The sequence below is a fragment of the Mesorhizobium escarrei genome, assembly GCF_935825525.1.
Taxonomy (GTDB): domain Bacteria; phylum Pseudomonadota; class Alphaproteobacteria; order Rhizobiales; family Rhizobiaceae; genus Mesorhizobium; species Mesorhizobium escarrei.
Genome location: NZ_CAKXZT010000166.1, coordinates 26,998 through 43,310 on the forward strand (window position 1 = coordinate 26,998; position 16,313 = coordinate 43,310).

A 16,313-nucleotide genomic window follows, 5' to 3' on the forward strand; every position below is an offset into this window, starting at 1 on the left:
CAGGGCCTCCTGTCAGCCCCCCATTGGCACTCAGTTATCCCTTGGCAATTGACTAGTTACATTGCTGCTGCCCGTCAATCCATCAACCGGGAATTGCCAATCCGTTCGCGGTCACAGACGGGTCTCGTGATGCGACCGCAAGGCGATCTGAAAGGTAGCATTTGGCCCGGCATTGCACGAGGCCCGCAACGTCCGCCGTGGGGTCGCTGAACCCGATCGGACGAGGCCGGCTAACTTTGATGGGTCATCCTGAAAGCACAACATCGTCACACTCTGGTGGCCAGCGAAAGTCCGAGATGGGGTCGAGACGCGATCTTCGCGGCATCACCGGCAAAGGTCCGAACGTTTCGGGATGCCGGCGATCCACGTGGTCCGTGGCGCCGGGTCGAAAGCCTCCAGGGAACGAACCCGCGGGATGAAGAGCGCGGTTCGGTCTCTATGGGATTTAACGTTTGTGCTTGGTCGCTGCGGCCGCGGTGATGCGGCCGGCGGAGGGGAATGATGATGGTGACGGCCGAGTGAGCCGCACCGGTGCCGCCGATGCTGCGGCGTAGCGGTTGCAGGGCGGACGATTTTGGCGTGTTGAGTTGCAACGTGGCGTGTTGGTGGGCGCTGGCGCACGAAAGCCGCCGATCCGGCGACGATGGGGTCCATCGGCAGGGATACGCCGTGGTGGGCGGGTTGCCGTCATGGCATTCGGGCTGCGCTTGTAGAGCCAGCTGATGGCGGCGCTCGGGCGTCATTGCCGCGCTCGAAGGTCTCGATGACGATCATCCTGCCGCCGCAGCACGGGCATGGCGGCCGCCAGTCCGTGGGAGCGGCATCGGCGCAGCCCGTTTCGCAACGTTCGGCCTCAGGCTGGGATGCGGCGAGAAGCTCGCGGGCGCGTGCGATGTTGGCGCTGACGTGCGCGCTGGCGAGCAGGCCATAGTGGCGGATGCGGTGGAAGCCCTTGGGCAGGATGTGGAGCAGGAAGCGGCGGATGAACTCGCTGGGATCGGGCGTCATGGACCGGTATCGCTCGCTGCCGTTAATCCTTGTAGCGGAACGTCACGCCGGCCGCAATGAAATCAATATTTTGGTGGGCCCGGAGGACGGAGCAGGTGCATTGATTTCACTAGTTTTTTCGCGGGCCGAAATCGGAAGCTTTCCCTCACCATTCCGTACCATTCCGCGGGCGTGAATTCATTTTTGCTTCACGACCCGAGATGTCTCGTCCACCATTTACGCTGTTAGACCCTAGTGCCATCTCGTTTGGGGCGATGGGGTCGCAGGCTCAGATCCAGCCACTCCGATCAAAAAAACAGTGGGCTACCGATCGCGCATTTCCGCTACCTCACGGATATCCCCACAGATATGACGAAAATGCCCCAACGCCGCTCAGCGCTGGGGTGACGATGTCGCACGCGATCTATATGGGATTGGGTCATCAGCGAACAACAAGATGTCAGGGATACCGGATGGGCTGCCTCCCCGCTCATGGGCGCATCGACTGCACTTCATGCTACAGGGGCGAGAATGTCCTGTTCGGCCGTAGTCGTCGAGAGAGTCAGGATTGGCGCATCACTGCTAATCCTTTAGCCTGGGGTAACCCCAACGCCCGGATCATCATTCTCGGATTCTCGAAGGGACCGACCCAAGCTGAAAGCTTTGCAAGGACGCCTCATGACCAGATAGCTTACAAAGGAAGCCGTCCGAACGTCGGGCGAATTCTGGCACACGTGGGACTTGTGAAAAAAGGGACACGCGAATCCCAGGCAGCCGCGGTCGATTCTATGATCGCCGACAAGAACGGGCTGTTCCACTTCGGCTCTCTTATCAGGTGCAGCGTTGAGCGTTACGACCGAGGGGAGCGGGAATGGAAAGGGTCGGGTGGCGGCATGCTCGATAGATTTGTCGCGACACCATTCGGCTCCGAGGTTGCCAGAAACTGCGCTTCCCGATTCTTGGTCAACCTTCCGAGGGCAACTAAGCTCGTCGTGATGTTCGGGATGGGATCACACCAGAATTACGTCCGGGAGACACGCACCTTGCTCTCGGCCGTTCGCGGCAAAACCATGAGGGAGATCAATGCTGTGGCCTACGAGGATGACCTCATTACGGTTGTGCATGTAGAGCATTTTGCTTCACAGGGCGACCTAATCCCCCAGTGGCTCGGCGAAGGGAAATATCGCGATCATCCACGAAGCCAGTTTGGTAGGCTAGCCCGCGCTTCGGTGAATCGCGCAATCGATCGGTTCGCCTAAGTTGGTGGTTAGCAGCCGGACGCTGCGGTGGTGCCCCTAGCCGGGAGGCAAGATTTGAACCTTTTCAACGCTCAATTTCGAAAGTGGGACAGAATAGGCCATTCAAGATCCTTATCTTTTTCGTCGAGATTGTCTCACCGAAACCTAGCTAGGACAGGACCTCTTCGATGCCTGACCGGGACCAATCGATAGCGATCGACCGGCTAACTTGCACGGCAAAGGGGTCGCAAGTTCAAACCGTGCCGCTGTAGACGTCACAGCATCGGAAAGGCTTGAAAGGGGCCGGAAGCGGATAGTCCGGTTGAAGGTTGGCGAGGCCGGAAATAAGACGATTGTGTTGGACGTAGTTTACTCAGTTTCGCGCCGCATCACTTCGAGCTTGCTGTCGATCTTGACCGGGTTGTCATCTTGCCCGCCGAGGTTGATCGACTGATGCGGTCTGACATCCAGATGTTCCAGCACCCGGTTTATCGCGAACGGGTCTCCCTCAGCTGCCTTGATCGAAGGTTCAGCGCAATCTTGCGGCCGACCGGCATCTCCGCTTCCAGCTCGTCGGACAGCGGGTTGTGCTCGTTTTTCAGGGCGATGTTGATGATCTTTTGCAGCTCGGTCTTGACGCTAACTGACCCTCTAGGCCGACCATCGGGACTACCGGACTGGCCGGGTTGGAACGGACGCTTCAGGTTAGCGACGCGTCTCGCTATTCCTTCGGTGCTAGCGGTCGTTTTCTTCACTGCTCGGAATCATGAGTCAGGAATGGTATGCTGGCAAGGTATGGGCAAAAAACGGGGGATGGCACTGAACTCTCAGGGCTTCGACTTTGACAAGGCGACCGCAGAGCTTGTGCCGCTCCGTGATTTTATTGACTTCGTGAACGCCCAGGTCGGCGTTTATATGGACTGTCTGTCCAGCTTTCGAGGCAACACCGTTCGGATCGAGCGTCAGGTGGCGCGGGTAAACCGGCCAAGGCCCGGGATGAAGGATGGGCATCCCGTCATGATAATGGAAAGCTTCGAGGACCCCTCGCAGCCGGATGCAATTCACCACCGCATCATTGCAGCCAGCGACTTCTTGAAGGCGAACCGGGACGGCGGATTTAGCCACCGGCAGATATGCTGGTCGATCATTGTATTCATGTTTGCTTATTGGGACGAGGAAATCCGGCCTCAGATCGCTAAGATACGCGAAATCGAGCCAAACGATCTTAAGGTGGATACCCTTGGCGACCTACGCATCCTCAGAAAATCAATTGTCCATAACAAGGGCATTCTGACCCAAGCCGACCATGCGAAGCTCAAAGAGCTGGGCGACCTGGTGCAGCCGGAAAAGCGGATCGCATTATCCCATGATGACATGCAGAAGCTGTTCGCTCGGATAAAAAAGGCGATTGCTGTGCTCCTGTTGGAGAAAACCAAGGGCTTTCCCGGTGCGCCAGACCTTTCGGAGATCGCCAGCGTAGCGATTCAGAACGCTGGACCTCCCTACGGTGATGACTGAATTCGAGGGCGACCAATGATTAGCGACGAAGAAGCAAAGGCGGCTCAGGAGCTTGCTAAGCTAGGCCAGAAGAGCGTCGAGGCGGCGTCTGACGCGGGTGGCTGGCTGACCAAAACCTTCGGCAAAGCCTTTGACCACATGTCGGAGGCTTTCGCTGATAAAGCTGCAGCCTACCGGGTTCGCAATCGCGCAACCGTCGTTGCAAAAACTCGCGCGCATCTGGAAAAGCTGGGAGTGACAGACTTTAAGGCCATCGACTTCCGCAACGGAATTCCTTTGCTGGAAAGCATCTCTGACGAGCCTGAGGAATCGGTCCAGGACTTGTGGGCAGCCTACCTTGCTAACGCTCTGGACTCTTCCCAGCAATCGGTTGTCATCAATCGCCTCATCATCAACGTGATCAAGAATCTTGAGCCGACCGACCTCCCTGTGATCCGGCGTCTAGCGGCCGAGGACCTTTCCATTCCCGTCCACGACCCGATACGCCTAGACCACGAGCACTTTTCGGTTGAGGAGCCAGACCTTTCGAACACTTTCGCGAGACTGACAGCGTTGGGTCTGTTCGCGTTCGAGAATAGCGGCAGCGTTGGATTTGCGCCTGACCCAGAATGGAAAGTAGCGTGCCAGATGGAGGTTAACACCGAGCTTGGCGAGTTCCGGGCAACGCCTCTCCTGATGTTGTTCAACCGGTCTATCCAGCAACCACCGTCGTCAAACTAGCACAGATCACCAGCGAATATCGTCATTCGGCTAGGTGGTCAGCTTCACCGTGTTTCTGCCGGGGCCAATGTGACGGCGCACAATGCGTGCCATTTCCGACAAGCCATGTGCTTCTAGACTAAGAGCCAGTTCGGGCAACTGATGGGCCAGCCCGTTCGATTTCAAGAATTCGACTACAACCGGAACCAGACTTTCAATCTGGTCGGGAGCTTCTACAGCCTGGGCACGCAACCTTTCAGCAACGATGCTCTGTCTCTGAAATTCACCGGTGGGGTCCGCCTCGGGCATGAGAGTTGACACCTTCGGCCATGTCGGCTTCCAGACGAACAGAATTTCGGGCTCAACGTCCGAGATGCGGCGCAAAGCTGTCGCCCGTCGGAAGTCGCTCTTCAGTATGATTGTCCCTTGATCTCTCCTTTAGGGAAGGTCTGCAATAGGTCGGAACGGGTAATTGAGTCGGACGGCTTGAGCTGCCCCGTGATCTCAATCGCGAGCCCGGCTTAGTCCACCATCTTGTAGGCGCTGCCGGCGTTGACCGCGTTTCGATCCCGTGAGCGGTAACACCTTTCGACGTTCTTTCATGTTATCCGATGACGCGCATCATGACGCTGAAGGGCTGAGCGAACTCTTGGCGCCCGACGCTCAATATGCCTGCCTTGACAGGTGCCCAACGTATCGTCGACCCGTCGCGCTTCACGCAGGGGGTGGTTTAACATCCACAAGCATATTGCAACGCGTTGCATTTCATTTTGGTGTTGAAGATGCGCAACCCCAGTTCTGCGGCGATACTCGAATAGCCCGCGACCTTGACCCAGCTTTTCGCTTTGCTGCCTCGCTTTCGACCCCAGGAGACAGCCCGCAATCTTCTCAGAAATATCCTTCGATAATGCGCTTGCAGAACCGGCAGAAACAGCAGCGTCAAGGTATGCCGCACTCAGCCGCTGAAAGCGGTTTTGCAACGGGTTGCACCAAGCTGGCCTTCGGTAAGGCTAGGGCGCCGAGTCTCTCGTCGGCTAAGGTGCCAATTGGTGCCAAATGAACCCGCAATCTATCTACATTCGTCCTCGTGCTGAAGCATGGCTCAACTCCCGCCAACTGTTCGTTCTTTTCGGTGTAGCCCTGCCCCATGAAGGGGCGGCTGCGGACGGAGGGCCGTCATGATGTCGGTCGGGAGGATATCGACACCACGACGGCAAAATCGTCAGGCGACGAGAACGAACATCCGGTTCACCGCAACTACGATCGTCGGCGGATCGGCCATCCGGCTCAGGCCTCTGTCGGCATCGAACCAACAGCCAGTGCCAGCCCGTCAAACGGCGTTTGTGTGGAACATAACCTTCCAATCGCCGTCTTGGCATACCGTCCCCAACTGATTTCGCACCTCGACCCAGAAGGTGACGATTCCGCGGTTCGGGTCGGAGGTCAGCCGCACAGCATCGACACGCTGATAGACATGAATCGTATCGCCCATCTTTACGGGAGCTTTCAGGTTCCAGGTCATGCCGAGAAAGGCGATAGCCGTACCCTCCTTAAGGCCGAGACGGAATTCCAAGCCCGTCGCGATGGCGAAAACGGCAGGTCCGTGCAGGATTCGCGTTCCGAAGGGTGACCGCTTCGCAAACTCTTCGTCCGTATGGACGGGATTGTAATCGCCGGTCAGCCCCGCAAACATAACGATGTCTGCTTCCGAGATCGTTCGACGCGGTGTCAGCCAGCTCTGTCCGACTTTGAAATCATCGAAAAACAATGCGTTCGGCCCAACCGTGATTTTTGGGCCTTCCTGCTTCGTGCGGGCATCCATGGGTCTCTCCTGATTTCCGGTATTTATGCCATCCTCGCGAATGCGCGAAATTGCCAGACGATGCGCAGGGGGCAGATTACATACTTTTAAGACTTAATTTTCGACCAATGAGTTAGTTTTGTCAAGCGATGAAAACCTTGGGGTGGCGATGCCCTGTGTTCACGACAGCGATGGCCGATGAGAAGTCGATGTAGCGGCATCCCTCGATTTCCCAGATCTCTGCATTCTCAGCACGAGCGGCGTAGACCGTTGTTGTCGCGCCAACACCGCGGGAGATGGCGGCCGATCGATAATTGGCGCATCTGTTGAGCATTTCGTTCTTTTTTAGCGGGCGAACTCCAGGATCCAGATTTTCGACTAATTAGTCAAATATAAAATCTTGCAAGTCAAACCAATTCGCCTTAGGCAGCAGCTTGGCTCCTCATTGGCTGCATCCCAATGCGATGCCACTCAGAACCCAAAAAGACTTTTAACTTGACTGTTGAGTATGCTGGAGTGCGAACGGGCGCGCTTGCGGCCTGGGAAACCAAGACGTTAGTTCTTCCAGTCCCTCCGCACAGGAAGAGCCATTCAGATGGAAGGGGAATTGTATGCGGACCTATTCGGGCGTCGTCTATCCCGCGCAGACCGATGCGATGGGCCATATGACGGTTCAGTACTATGTCGCGGCGTTCGACCAAGCGATGTGGCATCTGGTTCACGCGCTCGGATACCGACCTGAATGGCAGACGGAGCGCGGAGAAGGTTGGGCCGACGTACGCCATGACGTGACGTTCTCCAAGGAGCTGCGTGTCGGCGGCCTGTTTTGGGTCGAGAGCTCTGTCGTCGCGATCGGCAAGACATCCCTTTCGACGCGTCATCGGCTTTTCGACCCCGGCGGCGAGCTTTCGTCCACCGACGACGTGAAGTCGGTCTACTTCGACCTCAACGGGCGGAAGGCGCTTCCGCTGCCCGAACAAATTCGGATGTCAGCGAACGACCGCCTGACCGATGCACGCGGTTAACGTCGATCGGAAAAGGTCAGCGAGGGAGACTTTCTCCTAAGGCATTCCAGCTGCTCTACGCACTTTGAACGGAATGGAACCTATTGAGTTTTGGCTCGGTAAAACGCCGCGTCGGACGGCGGCAGCGAGGTCCGTCTGATGAGATCCGCCGCCTTCTCCGCGATCATGATCGTGGGAGCGTTCGTGTTGCCGTTCGTCACCTCGGGCATGACCGACGCATCGATAACACGCAACTTGTCGATCCCGTGAACCTTGAGGTCTCCATCCACTACAGCGCGGCTGTCGCTTCCCATCTTGCAGGTGCCGACGTAGTGATAGCCGCTCTCAGCGTGATTGCGAATGAATTCGTCGAGGCGAGCGGTGCCGGAAATGTCGAATCCAGGCTTTAGCTCCTTTCCCCTGTAAGGGCGCAGCGCGTCCTGTTGGAGTATTTCGCGCGATAGCCGAATGGCGTTCCGTGAATCCACCCAATCCTCTTCCTCCGCCAGATAGTTCGGCTGGATGGCAGGATAGTCTCTTGGTCGGGACGATCTCAGTGATACCGTGCCGCGGCTCTTCGGACGCTGCGGTCCAAGATGTACCTGGAAACTGTGACCGGGAGCGGAAAGCCGTCCGGAATACTCCGCGGCCAAGCCCACGAAATGAAGTTGGACGTCCGGCCATGGTTTATCCGGAGAGCTCCTGACGAAGCCACCTGCTTCGAAGAAGTTGGATGCGCCAAGGCCAGTCTTTGTGGCGTACCATTGCACGCCGATCTTCGCCTGGTTGAGCGGCTTCGTCGCCTCAAAATACGAGAGCGGCTTGGTGCATTCATAAGCTACGATGTATTCGAGGTGGTCCCCGAGATTCTGTCCGACGCCGGGCAGGTCCAACACGACGTCGATTCCGTGTCGCCTCAGCGCATCGGCGTCGCCGATGCCGGACAGCATGAGTAGCTGCGGCGACTGGATCGCTCCCGCGCTCAGAAGGACCTCGCGCTCCGCCTGCACGGTGCGTATCGCGTTTTCGCTCTTGAACTCGACACCTCTTGCCACCCCACCGTCGACGACGATCTTCGAAACCAGCGCTCCAGTTACGAGCTCCAGGTTCGGCCGCCTCATCGCCGGGTGCAGATAGGCGCGGGCGGCGCTTTCCCGGACTCCGTTATGCACGGTCATGTCCATGCGCCCGAAGCCCTCCTGGCGGTATCCGTTCATGTCGCCGGCGGGCGCGTACCCGGCCTGGTAGGCGGCCTCCAGAAAAATCTGGTACAGCGGGCTCCGGGCGATCCCCTTGGTGACGTGCAGCGGACCGTCTCCGCCCCTGTATTCATCCGCACCCTGGTCGTAGGTTTCGGAACGGCGGAAGTAGGGCAGGCAGTGCGCATAGGACCAGTGCGCCAGCGCCTGATCCTTCGCCCAGTTGTCGAAGTCCATGGGATTGCCTCGAACATAGACCATGCCGTTGATCGTGGATGAGCCGCCGAGGACTTTGCCGCGGAAGAGCGGAATACGGCGGCCGCCGAGCGCGGCAACCGGCTCGGAGACGAATTGCCAGTTGTAGGTCTTGCCGTTCAGGGGGTAGACCAGCGCGGCAGGCATTTGAATCCGAAAATCCCACCACCTGTCCGGCCCGCCGGCTTCGATCACCAGAACGCTCGTGTCGGGATCTTCCGTCAATCGGCTTGCAAGGACGCAGCCGGCGGAACCCGCTCCTATGATGATATAGTCATATGCTGCTTTTCCGCCATCCGACATCAATTGCCTCCAAAACGCATCGTTGTTCGTGACTGGTGGCTAGAGCCATGCAATGGGCGTCGCGGCGAATCCGAAGCGCAGCACGCTCTCAATTTTCCTCGGCCGTGACCAGATTTCCGGCATGTCGTCAGGGTATGCGGCGGCCCGATCGGCTATCGTCGAAAGGCGCCGCGACATCTCCTCGCAGAGGACCGATCGCCCCAGGCTGGACGCCCAGGTGGCGCAGGCAAGCTCGATCGTGCCCAGACCGGGAAGGCGAGCCGATAACCTGCCGCGCCATTCATCGGCGATCGCTGACGCCTCGGCCAGCGCCCCGGATGTCTCGCCGCCTGCCTGCAGTACCATGGCGTGGAAAAACCTGCCCTTCAGGCGGCTTGCCTCCCCCCATTGGGCCAAGGCGCCCTGTTCCACGCTCCGATAGTATTCGGCATGCCGGCTGGCCAAGCGCATATGGAACGCATTCGATCTGGGCGTCAGGAGCGGCCTCGCAACCATGTCAGACGCAAGCACGACACCCCATCGCCGTTCAGCCTCCTCCGCCATCTCGAGCGCAAGGCCGAGCCCGCCGAGCTTGAAGGCGCAGATGGAACTCAGGTGGCGCGCGACGGCGGTGGCCACCTCGCGTTCGGTGTCCGGAAGAGAGCTCAGGTCTTGGTCTCTGACCGTAGCCTGCAAGCTCCCCCCGGACTTGACCAGCTGGCACCACGCCCAGAGGCGGTCGATGGCATCATCGCCAGGACTGCTTTCAGACTCCAATGTAGGCGACACGGACATGTTCGTCGTCCTTCATCAACGCGGCCTTTCCGGCAAGGGAAATTCGGCCCTGTTCGAGGACCGCCGCATCCTCGCTGAGCGACAGGGCCACGTTGGCGTTCTGCTCCACCAGAAGCACGGACCTGCCTTCGGCGTTGATGCTGCGGATGATGTCGCCCATGGTCGCGACCATTACTGGCGACAGCCCCATGGATGGCTCGTCCATGAGGACGAGGCGGGGTGCCGCCATGATTGCTCGCCCGATGGCCAGCATCTGCTGCTCGCCGCCGCTGAGCGTGTTGGCGAATTGCTTTCTGCGCTCGGCGAGCCTGGGAAAAGCTCCGCAGATGGCATCGAAATCGCGCTTGACCGCGGCCGCATCGGCACGGAGGTATGCTCCGATCTTGAGGTTCTCCTCGACCGTGAGTTCCGGGAACACGTGCCTGCCCTCCGGAACATGGGCGATGCCCCGTTCGACGATCTGCTTCGGCGTCAGATTCTGGATGGGCTCGCCTTCGAACACGATCTGCCCCGAACTTGGGCGCACCAGCCCGGAAATCGTCCGAAGTATCGTGCTCTTCCCCGCGCCGTTCGACCCTATGATGCAGTTCACCGTGCCCGACGGGAATGACAGGGACACGTCGTTGACCGCGATCGCGCGACCATAGTGAACGCTAAGATTCCTGAGCTCGATCACGCGGCGCTCCCGAGATAGGCCGCCATGACCTCAGGGTGACGCCGGACCTGCTCCGGAGTGCCTTCGGTCAGCACGCTGCCGAAATTCAGAACCGTGATTACGTCGCAGAGGCGCATCACAGTCCTCATGTCGTGCTCCACGAGCACGATCGTCGCGCCGTCTTCGCGGATGCGTCGCAGCATCTCCGCCAATCGGTTTTTCTCCGAAGCGGTCATACCGGTGAACGGTTCGTCTAGGAGCAGCAAGCGGGGCTTCGCGGCCAACGCGATCGCGATCCCGAGCACCCGCTGCTGGCCATGGGACAGGTCTTTGGCGCCTACGTTCCGCAGGTCGGACAGTCGGGCATAGTCCATGATCGCGGCCGCCCGCTCCTGCCGTGAACTCCTTGAGGCCGGACTCTCGAAGAGCCAATCCGTCCATGGCGACGAGCTCTCAGCGAGCATGCCGTTCGCGATATTCTCCTCCACGGTGAGGTCGGAAAACAGAACGGTGCCCTGAAACGTCCTCACCAGTCCCTTGCGAGCTCGGGCGCTTGTCGAGAGGCGGGTTATATCCTCGCCGTCAAGCTCTACCCGCCCCATGGTGGGCCGATAAAATCCCGTGATGAGGGAAAACAGGGTTGTTTTCCCGGCACCGTTCGGTCCGATCAGTCCGTGGATCGAACCAGGCTCGACGGAAAAGGTGGCCCTGTTGACCGCCACCAGGCCTCCAAAGGCCTTGGTCACCTCGTGGAGCGACAGGATCGGCATCAAGCGCCTCCCTCGGAAGAAACCGGGGCAGCCTTGGACACGCCGCGGCCGTAGAGACCCGTCCAGCCGATCAATCGCTCCAAGCCCTGAGGCCAGAACAACATGACCAGGATGAGAATCACGCCGTACACGCCCGGCCGAAGCTGCTCGGCGAAACGAAGCGATTCATCGAAGGCCATCAGGACGATACCACCGACGATCACACCAAAAAACGTCCGGGTTCCGCCTACGATGGCCCAGATCATGAGATAGAGGGCGAAGTTGAGGCTGAACCTGTTCGGAGTGACCGATCCGAACGCATATGCCAGGAGCACGCCCGCGATCCCGGCGAACGCCGCCGCAATGACGAAGGCGATACGTCGATAGCGGCGCGTGTCGATGCCGACGGATTGCGCCAGCACGTCCTGCTGCTCGATTGTTTTCCAGACTTTCCCGAGGCGAGACCGTTCGAGCCGCCATAGGAGCACCAGGCATGCCGCAACGACCGCCAGCGTCAGAAAGTAATAGTTCGCCGACCTTCCGAAATCGATCTGGACGCCGCCGAAGTCGAAATATGGGGCGGAGATGCCGGAGAACCCTCTCGTGCCGCCGAAATACGTGAACTTGCGCCAAAGAAGCCGGATCGCTTCCGCGGCGGCGAAGGTGCCCATCAGGAAATAGAAACCGCGCATCTTCAGCAGCGGCATGCTGAGCACCGCCGCTATCGCGGCGGCGACGATGCTTCCAGCCACCAGAGAAATAGGGAAGGATGCGCCGTGGTCTTTGACCATGATCGCTGCAGTATAGGCACCGGCACCCTGGAGAACGACATGCGCGAATGACCATTCGCCTGTAAGCACCACGATCCTGTAGCTCGAGAGCATCAGGACCGTGATGGCGATCTCGGTCGCGAAGGACGTGTAATAGTCTCCCGCGACGAAAGGTACCGCGCATGCGGCGATCGCCAGGGTGGTCGTCAAGATTGCGTTGCTTTGATTTGATCTGGCCAAGGCTCACACTTTCTGGGCCTTGCCCATAAGGCCGCTGGGCTTGACGATGAGTACGGCGAGCATGAGGCAAAGGCCGGCGACGTTGGCTATGGTTGTATCGAAATAGACGGACACGAAGGTGAAGAAGGTGGAGTAGATCACAGCTGCGACGATCGCCCCTTCCATCGACCCTATGCCGCCGAGGATGATGACGATGAACGCGGTGATGATCACTGGCTGCCCCATGAACGGGCTGATCCGGACGATTGGCGCCATCAACGATCCCGCGGCGCCTGCGAGCGCCGCGCTGAGAGCCATGGCAGACATGGATATCCTGCCTATCGAAATACCCTGAAGGTTGGCGGCATCCTTGTCTTGCGCCACGGCCCTAAGAGCCCAGCCGAACTTCGTGGTACGCAGAATCACAGTCAAGGCCGTGAGAATGAGCACAGCTGCCGCGATGACGACGATCCTGTGCCAAGGCATGTTGAACCCGCCAAGGCTGAGGACGCCTGACACAGGAGCGTCGACCAGAAGATTGCTGTTGATCCCGAAGAACCAGGCGGCTCCGGTCTGCAGGATCAGCAGGACGCCGATGGTGACGATGAGCGCTCCCATTGGATTATTCCGCAATCGTCGCAAAAGCAGGATTTCAATCGCTGCGCCGAGAACGGCGGTTACCAGTATCGCGGCGGCGAATCCCACCCAGTAGCCCGCCCCGAACGAGGTACCGAAGAGCCACGTCGCATATGCGCCGACCATGTAAAGCTCTCCGTGCGCGAAGTTCTCTATGCGCATGACCCCGAATATCAGGGCCAGCCCGACAACCACGAGCGCGGTGGACGCGCTCGCCATCGCGGAGTTCAGAACGGTCTCTACAAGGAACTGCATTGGAATCAGCCAGCGCGGTCAACGCTTCTGGTCGGGCATCAGCTTTTCTTCGCGGAAACGCTTTTCGACAATCGCCTTATGCGCTTCGAACCAAGCAGCCTGATCGCCGATCTCCACAATCTCGACGCTGCCGTTTTTGACGGCGACGATCGGCCAGTTGCCGACGAGCGCATTGTCGATCCCGAACAACTCCTTGCCCCACCACCTTGCGGCGCCGAAGATGTGCTTCGGCGGGTTAGCCTTAAGGCTGGCAAGGAGGTCGTCAGGCTCGAAGGTCCCGGCGGTTTCGACACCTTGCTTCCAGACCTCGAGGCAGCCGGGGAACTCCCAAGACGTGTTGTTCCACTGCTTGGGGAACTGCTTTTCGAACTGTTTATAGAAGCCTGCCGCGTCGGAGAAACCATTTGCCGACGCGTTGATGTTGGGATCGTCAAATCGAGGGAAGAAGGCGATTGAGCCTTCCATGAATTCCTTGCTCGTCCGGGCGACCATGTCCGGAAGCAGTTCCAGGCCGGCGTGAAGGATGCGGCCCTTGTACCCCTGCGTGAACAACTGCTCGACCAGCAGAAGCGCTACCGACGGATAGGTCGTGTCGATGCAGACGGTATCGGGCTTTGCCTGCAGCATGGAGCTCACGATAGGCGCGAAATCGGTTGTGCTGTTATCGAAATATGCGTCGCTGACGATCTCGAATCCGTGCGCGTCGAAGCCCGCGCGCCAGTAGGCGAGAGACGTGCGGCCGGTGATATCGTCCTGGGCGCACAGCGCCGCCGTCTTCAGGTTTGGCTCGACCTTGCGAAGATATTCGACGCCGAGGCCGAAATAGAATGGGTGAACCTCTACGGGCGCCAGCAGATACTTGCTGGTCGGGTTGAGGTCGGAGACGTACAGAGTGGACGTCAGCATCTTATTGCGGTTCGAAAAGTCCTGGAGCGCGGACCAATCGTCGCCGCCGATGACCATCGTGTATTTGACGTCTTGATCCACAAACGCCCGCGCGCCCTGGAGCGTCTTCTCCGCGACATACGCTCCGTCGAAGGAGACCACCTGTACATCGTAGCGCTCGCCCTTGACGTTGATTCCGCCGGTCTTGTTGACTTGATTCGCCCAAACCTCGGCCCCGTTCTTGGCCGGAATGCCCCAGAGCGCGAGGTCTCCCGTGAGAGGAGCAAGCGCACCAACTTTCACGATCTTATTCGCTGCCCGCAGCACGCTCGGCATGGCAAGCGCTGAGGTAGTGGCCACGGCGCCGACGAGTGCCTGCCGGCGCGTCAAATGCAGATTGATTCTGGACATGTTCGCTCCTCTGATGGTCCGGCCATTTTTATCGACTGAGCAATCTGTGAATTCGACCGACGAGTCAGATTATGAACATTTTGCGGCTCCCCGCAAGGTGGATTTTCAGCGATTTTTGCAAATGCAGATTTAGCACAACTTGCTGTTTCAAAACGATTTTATGCGTCTTTCAGGTCAAGTGGGACAATTGACCCAGTTACCGAGATATGCGAAGGGTCGCCGGAAAGCACTGAGTTTCGCCAGCCCAAGGGGGGCTGGCGGCATCGACAGAGGGGACTGCGCAGTTGGATGAAGCTTTCGATTACATCGTCATTGGCGCCGGATCCGCGGGCTGCGTGCTGGCGTCGAGACTTACGGAAAACGGCGAAAACTCCGTGCTGCTCCTGGAAGCAGGAGGGACCCACAAGGGATGGGACGTAGACATGCCGCTCGCGGTCGAGCGGCTCCTGCGTGACGGCCCGCGGAATTGGAACTTCGTCACTGAGGAGGAACCGCACATCGCGCACCGACGGATCACGCATCCCAGAGGCCGTATGCTCGGCGGTTCGTCTTCAATCAACGGAATGGTCTACACCAGGGGGCACGCCCTGGATTTCGAGCGCTGGGAAAAAGAGTTCGGATGTTCCGAATGGGGCTACGCCGACGTGCTTCCCTATTTCAAGCGAGCCGAGACGTCTTCGAGAGGCGGCAACGCCTATCGAGGCCAAGGCGGGCCGCTGAAAGTTCAGCATCCGGATTTGAGCCGGGACCCCCTCAACGCTGCCTTCGTCAAGGCTGGGCAGCAAGCCGGGTATCCTGTGACCGTCGACAGCAATGCCCGCATGATGGAAGGTTTCGGCCCCAACGATCAGACGATCGCCAGAGGACGCAGGCAAAGCGCCGCGCGAGCTTACCTCGACGGAGCGATGGACAGGAAGAACCTTACTGTCCGGAGCAGTGTCCTCGTGGGCACGATTGCCGTCAGCAACGGCGCAGCTGCGGGGGTAGTCTATTTCGGCGGGAACGCGCGACTGACTGCGAGGGCAACGCGCGAGATCGTGGTGTGCTGCGGCGCATTCGGCTCGCCCGCATTGCTTCTGCGCTCGGGGATTGGGCCCGTTGATGAATTGAGACAGCTCGGCATCACCCCTGCCGTCGACAGCCCCGAGGTCGGAAAGAACTTGCAGGACCACCCGGATGTGACGATCCGGTTTCGGTGCAAAACGCCGCACGGCCTGTATGCGACAACCCGGAATCCGCGGAGGACGCTGGTGGGGCTGCAGTGGTTTCTTCTGAAGTCCGGGCCAGCCGCCAGCAACCAGTTCGAGGCGGCCGCTTACATCAGGAGCCGAGCGGGCGTCGAGTATCCCGACATCAAGCTCGAATTGCTGCCGCTGGCATTCGAAGAAAGCGGCTTCACTCCCCACAAGGGCCCGTCGTTTCAAATCCATATGACCTTGCTCCGTGCGAAAAGCAGGGGACATGTGGCCTTGAAGAGCCGCGATCCGCGTGAAAGTCCCGCCATCCTTTTCAACTACCTCGAGGATGAGAGGGACATCCAGGTAATGAGGGAGGCAATACGTCTTACGCGCGAGATCGTTGCTCAACCAGCATTCAAGGACATCGCCGGCGATGAGATCGCGCCTGGCCGCGAAATGACGGCCCCCAGCGATATCGACCAATGGTTACGCCAACATGTAGCGACGGCCTATCATCCTGCGGGAACCTGCAGGATGGGTGGCGACGAAAAAAGCGTGGTCGATCCCGAACTGCGCGTCCGAGGGATTCGAGGCCTGCGGATCGCCGATGCCTCGATCATGCCGCTGGAGGTGAGCGCGAACCTGAACGCATCCACCATCATGATCGGCGAAAAGGCATCCGACTTGATACTGGGAAATCGGCCGCCCGAAAGCGAGAACGCCGAGTGGTGGGTCAATCCCAACTGGCGCACCCAGCAAAGGTGAGCGCTGATCCTG

At 59.1% G+C, this 16,313-nt stretch carries 15 protein-coding genes and 2 pseudogenes; 5 read left to right on the plus strand and 12 right to left on the minus strand.

Annotation, left to right across the window (positions count from 1 at the left end):
- Positions 1-687: 687 nt before the first annotated feature.
- Positions 688-1,060, minus strand: a pseudogene (locus NMG80_RS30740) (transposase); the annotation flags it as partial.
- Positions 1,061-1,397: 337 nt separating this feature from the next.
- Here NMG80_RS30740 and NMG80_RS30745 point away from each other — a divergent pair.
- Positions 1,398-2,246: a hypothetical protein gene (locus tag NMG80_RS30745; RefSeq protein ID WP_254021600.1), complete on the plus strand. Its 849-nt coding sequence runs from the start codon at positions 1,398-1,400 to the stop codon at positions 2,244-2,246.
- 467 nt (positions 2,247-2,713) lie between these two features.
- On the opposite strand, the gene NMG80_RS37540 is transcribed toward NMG80_RS30745, so the two are convergent.
- Positions 2,714-2,980, minus strand: a complete 267-nt coding sequence (locus NMG80_RS37540) for a DUF5681 domain-containing protein (RefSeq protein WP_367186033.1) — start codon at positions 2,978-2,980, stop codon at positions 2,714-2,716.
- 58 nt (positions 2,981-3,038) lie between these two features.
- Here NMG80_RS37540 and NMG80_RS30750 point away from each other — a divergent pair, with 58 nt between their 5' ends.
- Positions 3,039-3,743 (plus strand): hypothetical protein, encoded by a 705-nt coding sequence (locus NMG80_RS30750; protein ID WP_254021601.1) that lies wholly within the window; start codon positions 3,039-3,041, stop codon positions 3,741-3,743.
- A 15-nt stretch (positions 3,744-3,758) separates the two neighbouring features.
- On the plus strand, positions 3,759-4,463 hold the full coding sequence (locus tag NMG80_RS30755) for an Abi-alpha family protein (RefSeq protein ID WP_254021602.1): 705 nt from the start codon (positions 3,759-3,761) through the stop codon (positions 4,461-4,463).
- A 30-nt stretch (positions 4,464-4,493) separates the two neighbouring features.
- Here the strand turns inward: NMG80_RS30755 and NMG80_RS30760 are convergent, their stop codons facing one another.
- The 3 genes and pseudogenes from NMG80_RS30760 to NMG80_RS30770 all read right to left on the minus strand — a co-directional run.
- The gene (locus tag NMG80_RS30760; RefSeq protein ID WP_254021603.1) at positions 4,494-4,826 is read right to left on the minus strand and encodes a hypothetical protein; all 333 of its coding nucleotides are present in this window, start codon (positions 4,824-4,826) and stop codon (positions 4,494-4,496) included.
- Between the two features lie 946 nt (positions 4,827-5,772).
- Positions 5,773-6,264, minus strand: a complete 492-nt coding sequence (locus NMG80_RS30765) for a MaoC/PaaZ C-terminal domain-containing protein (protein WP_254021604.1) — start codon at positions 6,262-6,264, stop codon at positions 5,773-5,775.
- A gap of 124 nt (positions 6,265-6,388) precedes the next feature.
- A pseudogene (locus tag NMG80_RS30770) lies at positions 6,389-6,577 on the minus strand (aminotransferase class III-fold pyridoxal phosphate-dependent enzyme); the annotation flags it as partial.
- Positions 6,578-6,854: 277 nt separating this feature from the next.
- Here NMG80_RS30770 and NMG80_RS30775 point away from each other — a divergent pair.
- A complete protein-coding gene (locus NMG80_RS30775) occupies positions 6,855-7,268 on the plus strand; it encodes an acyl-CoA thioesterase (RefSeq protein WP_254021605.1) in 414 nt (137 codons plus the stop codon).
- An 80-nt stretch (positions 7,269-7,348) separates the two neighbouring features.
- Here the strand turns inward: NMG80_RS30775 and betA are convergent, their stop codons facing one another.
- The 7 genes from betA to NMG80_RS30810 all read right to left on the minus strand — a co-directional run bounded on the left by betA (position 7,349) and on the right by NMG80_RS30810 (position 14,358).
- Positions 7,349-9,004: a choline dehydrogenase gene (gene betA / locus NMG80_RS30780; protein WP_254021606.1), complete on the minus strand. Its 1,656-nt coding sequence runs from the start codon at positions 9,002-9,004 to the stop codon at positions 7,349-7,351.
- 39 nt (positions 9,005-9,043) lie between these two features.
- Complete coding sequence (locus tag NMG80_RS30785) at positions 9,044-9,622, minus strand: hypothetical protein (protein ID WP_254021607.1); 579 nt, start codon at positions 9,620-9,622, stop codon at positions 9,044-9,046.
- 127 nt (positions 9,623-9,749) lie between these two features.
- The gene (locus NMG80_RS30790) at positions 9,750-10,454 is read right to left on the minus strand and encodes an ABC transporter ATP-binding protein (RefSeq protein ID WP_254021608.1); all 705 of its coding nucleotides are present in this window, start codon (positions 10,452-10,454) and stop codon (positions 9,750-9,752) included.
- Positions 10,451-11,203 (minus strand): ABC transporter ATP-binding protein, encoded by a 753-nt coding sequence (locus NMG80_RS30795; protein WP_254021609.1) that lies wholly within the window; start codon positions 11,201-11,203, stop codon positions 10,451-10,453. The genes NMG80_RS30790 and NMG80_RS30795 overlap by 4 nt, the downstream gene beginning before the upstream one ends.
- Positions 11,203-12,162 carry a branched-chain amino acid ABC transporter permease gene (locus tag NMG80_RS30800; RefSeq protein ID WP_254021610.1) on the minus strand — a complete coding sequence of 320 codons (960 nt, stop codon included), beginning with the start codon at positions 12,160-12,162 and terminating at the stop codon, positions 11,203-11,205. Before NMG80_RS30800 ends, NMG80_RS30795 begins: the two co-directional genes overlap by 1 nt.
- A 33-nt stretch (positions 12,163-12,195) precedes the next feature.
- The gene (locus NMG80_RS30805; RefSeq protein ID WP_254021611.1) at positions 12,196-13,062 is read right to left on the minus strand and encodes a branched-chain amino acid ABC transporter permease; all 867 of its coding nucleotides are present in this window, start codon (positions 13,060-13,062) and stop codon (positions 12,196-12,198) included.
- 18 nt (positions 13,063-13,080) lie between these two features.
- Positions 13,081-14,358, minus strand: coding sequence for an ABC transporter substrate-binding protein (locus NMG80_RS30810; RefSeq protein WP_254021612.1), 1,278 nt, complete (start codon positions 14,356-14,358; stop codon positions 13,081-13,083).
- Between the two features lie 284 nt (positions 14,359-14,642).
- Here NMG80_RS30810 and NMG80_RS30815 point away from each other — a divergent pair, with 284 nt between their 5' ends.
- Positions 14,643-16,301: a choline dehydrogenase gene (locus NMG80_RS30815; protein ID WP_254021613.1), complete on the plus strand. Its 1,659-nt coding sequence runs from the start codon at positions 14,643-14,645 to the stop codon at positions 16,299-16,301.
- The last annotated feature ends 12 nt before the right edge of the window (positions 16,302-16,313 follow it).

Bases quoted from the DNA above. Each gene is read 5' to 3' on its own strand.
- NMG80_RS30745 (WP_254021600.1), top strand. From the start codon at position 1,398: ATGTCGCACGCGATCTATATGGGATTGGGTCATCAGCGAACAACAAGA.
- NMG80_RS30775 (WP_254021605.1), top strand. From the start codon at position 6,855: ATGCGGACCTATTCGGGCGTCGTCTATCCCGCGCAGACCGATGCGATG.
- NMG80_RS30755 (WP_254021602.1), top strand. From the start codon at position 3,759: ATGATTAGCGACGAAGAAGCAAAGGCGGCTCAGGAGCTTGCTAAGCTA.
- NMG80_RS30750 (WP_254021601.1), top strand. From the start codon at position 3,039: ATGGCACTGAACTCTCAGGGCTTCGACTTTGACAAGGCGACCGCAGAG.
- betA (WP_254021606.1), bottom strand. From the start codon at position 9,004: ATGTCGGATGGCGGAAAAGCAGCATATGACTATATCATCATAGGAGCG.
- NMG80_RS30805 (WP_254021611.1), bottom strand. From the start codon at position 13,062: ATGCAGTTCCTTGTAGAGACCGTTCTGAACTCCGCGATGGCGAGCGCG.
- NMG80_RS30795 (WP_254021609.1), bottom strand. From the start codon at position 11,203: ATGCCGATCCTGTCGCTCCACGAGGTGACCAAGGCCTTTGGAGGCCTG.
- NMG80_RS30765 (WP_254021604.1), bottom strand. From the start codon at position 6,264: ATGGATGCCCGCACGAAGCAGGAAGGCCCAAAAATCACGGTTGGGCCG.
- NMG80_RS30810 (WP_254021612.1), bottom strand. From the start codon at position 14,358: ATGTCCAGAATCAATCTGCATTTGACGCGCCGGCAGGCACTCGTCGGC.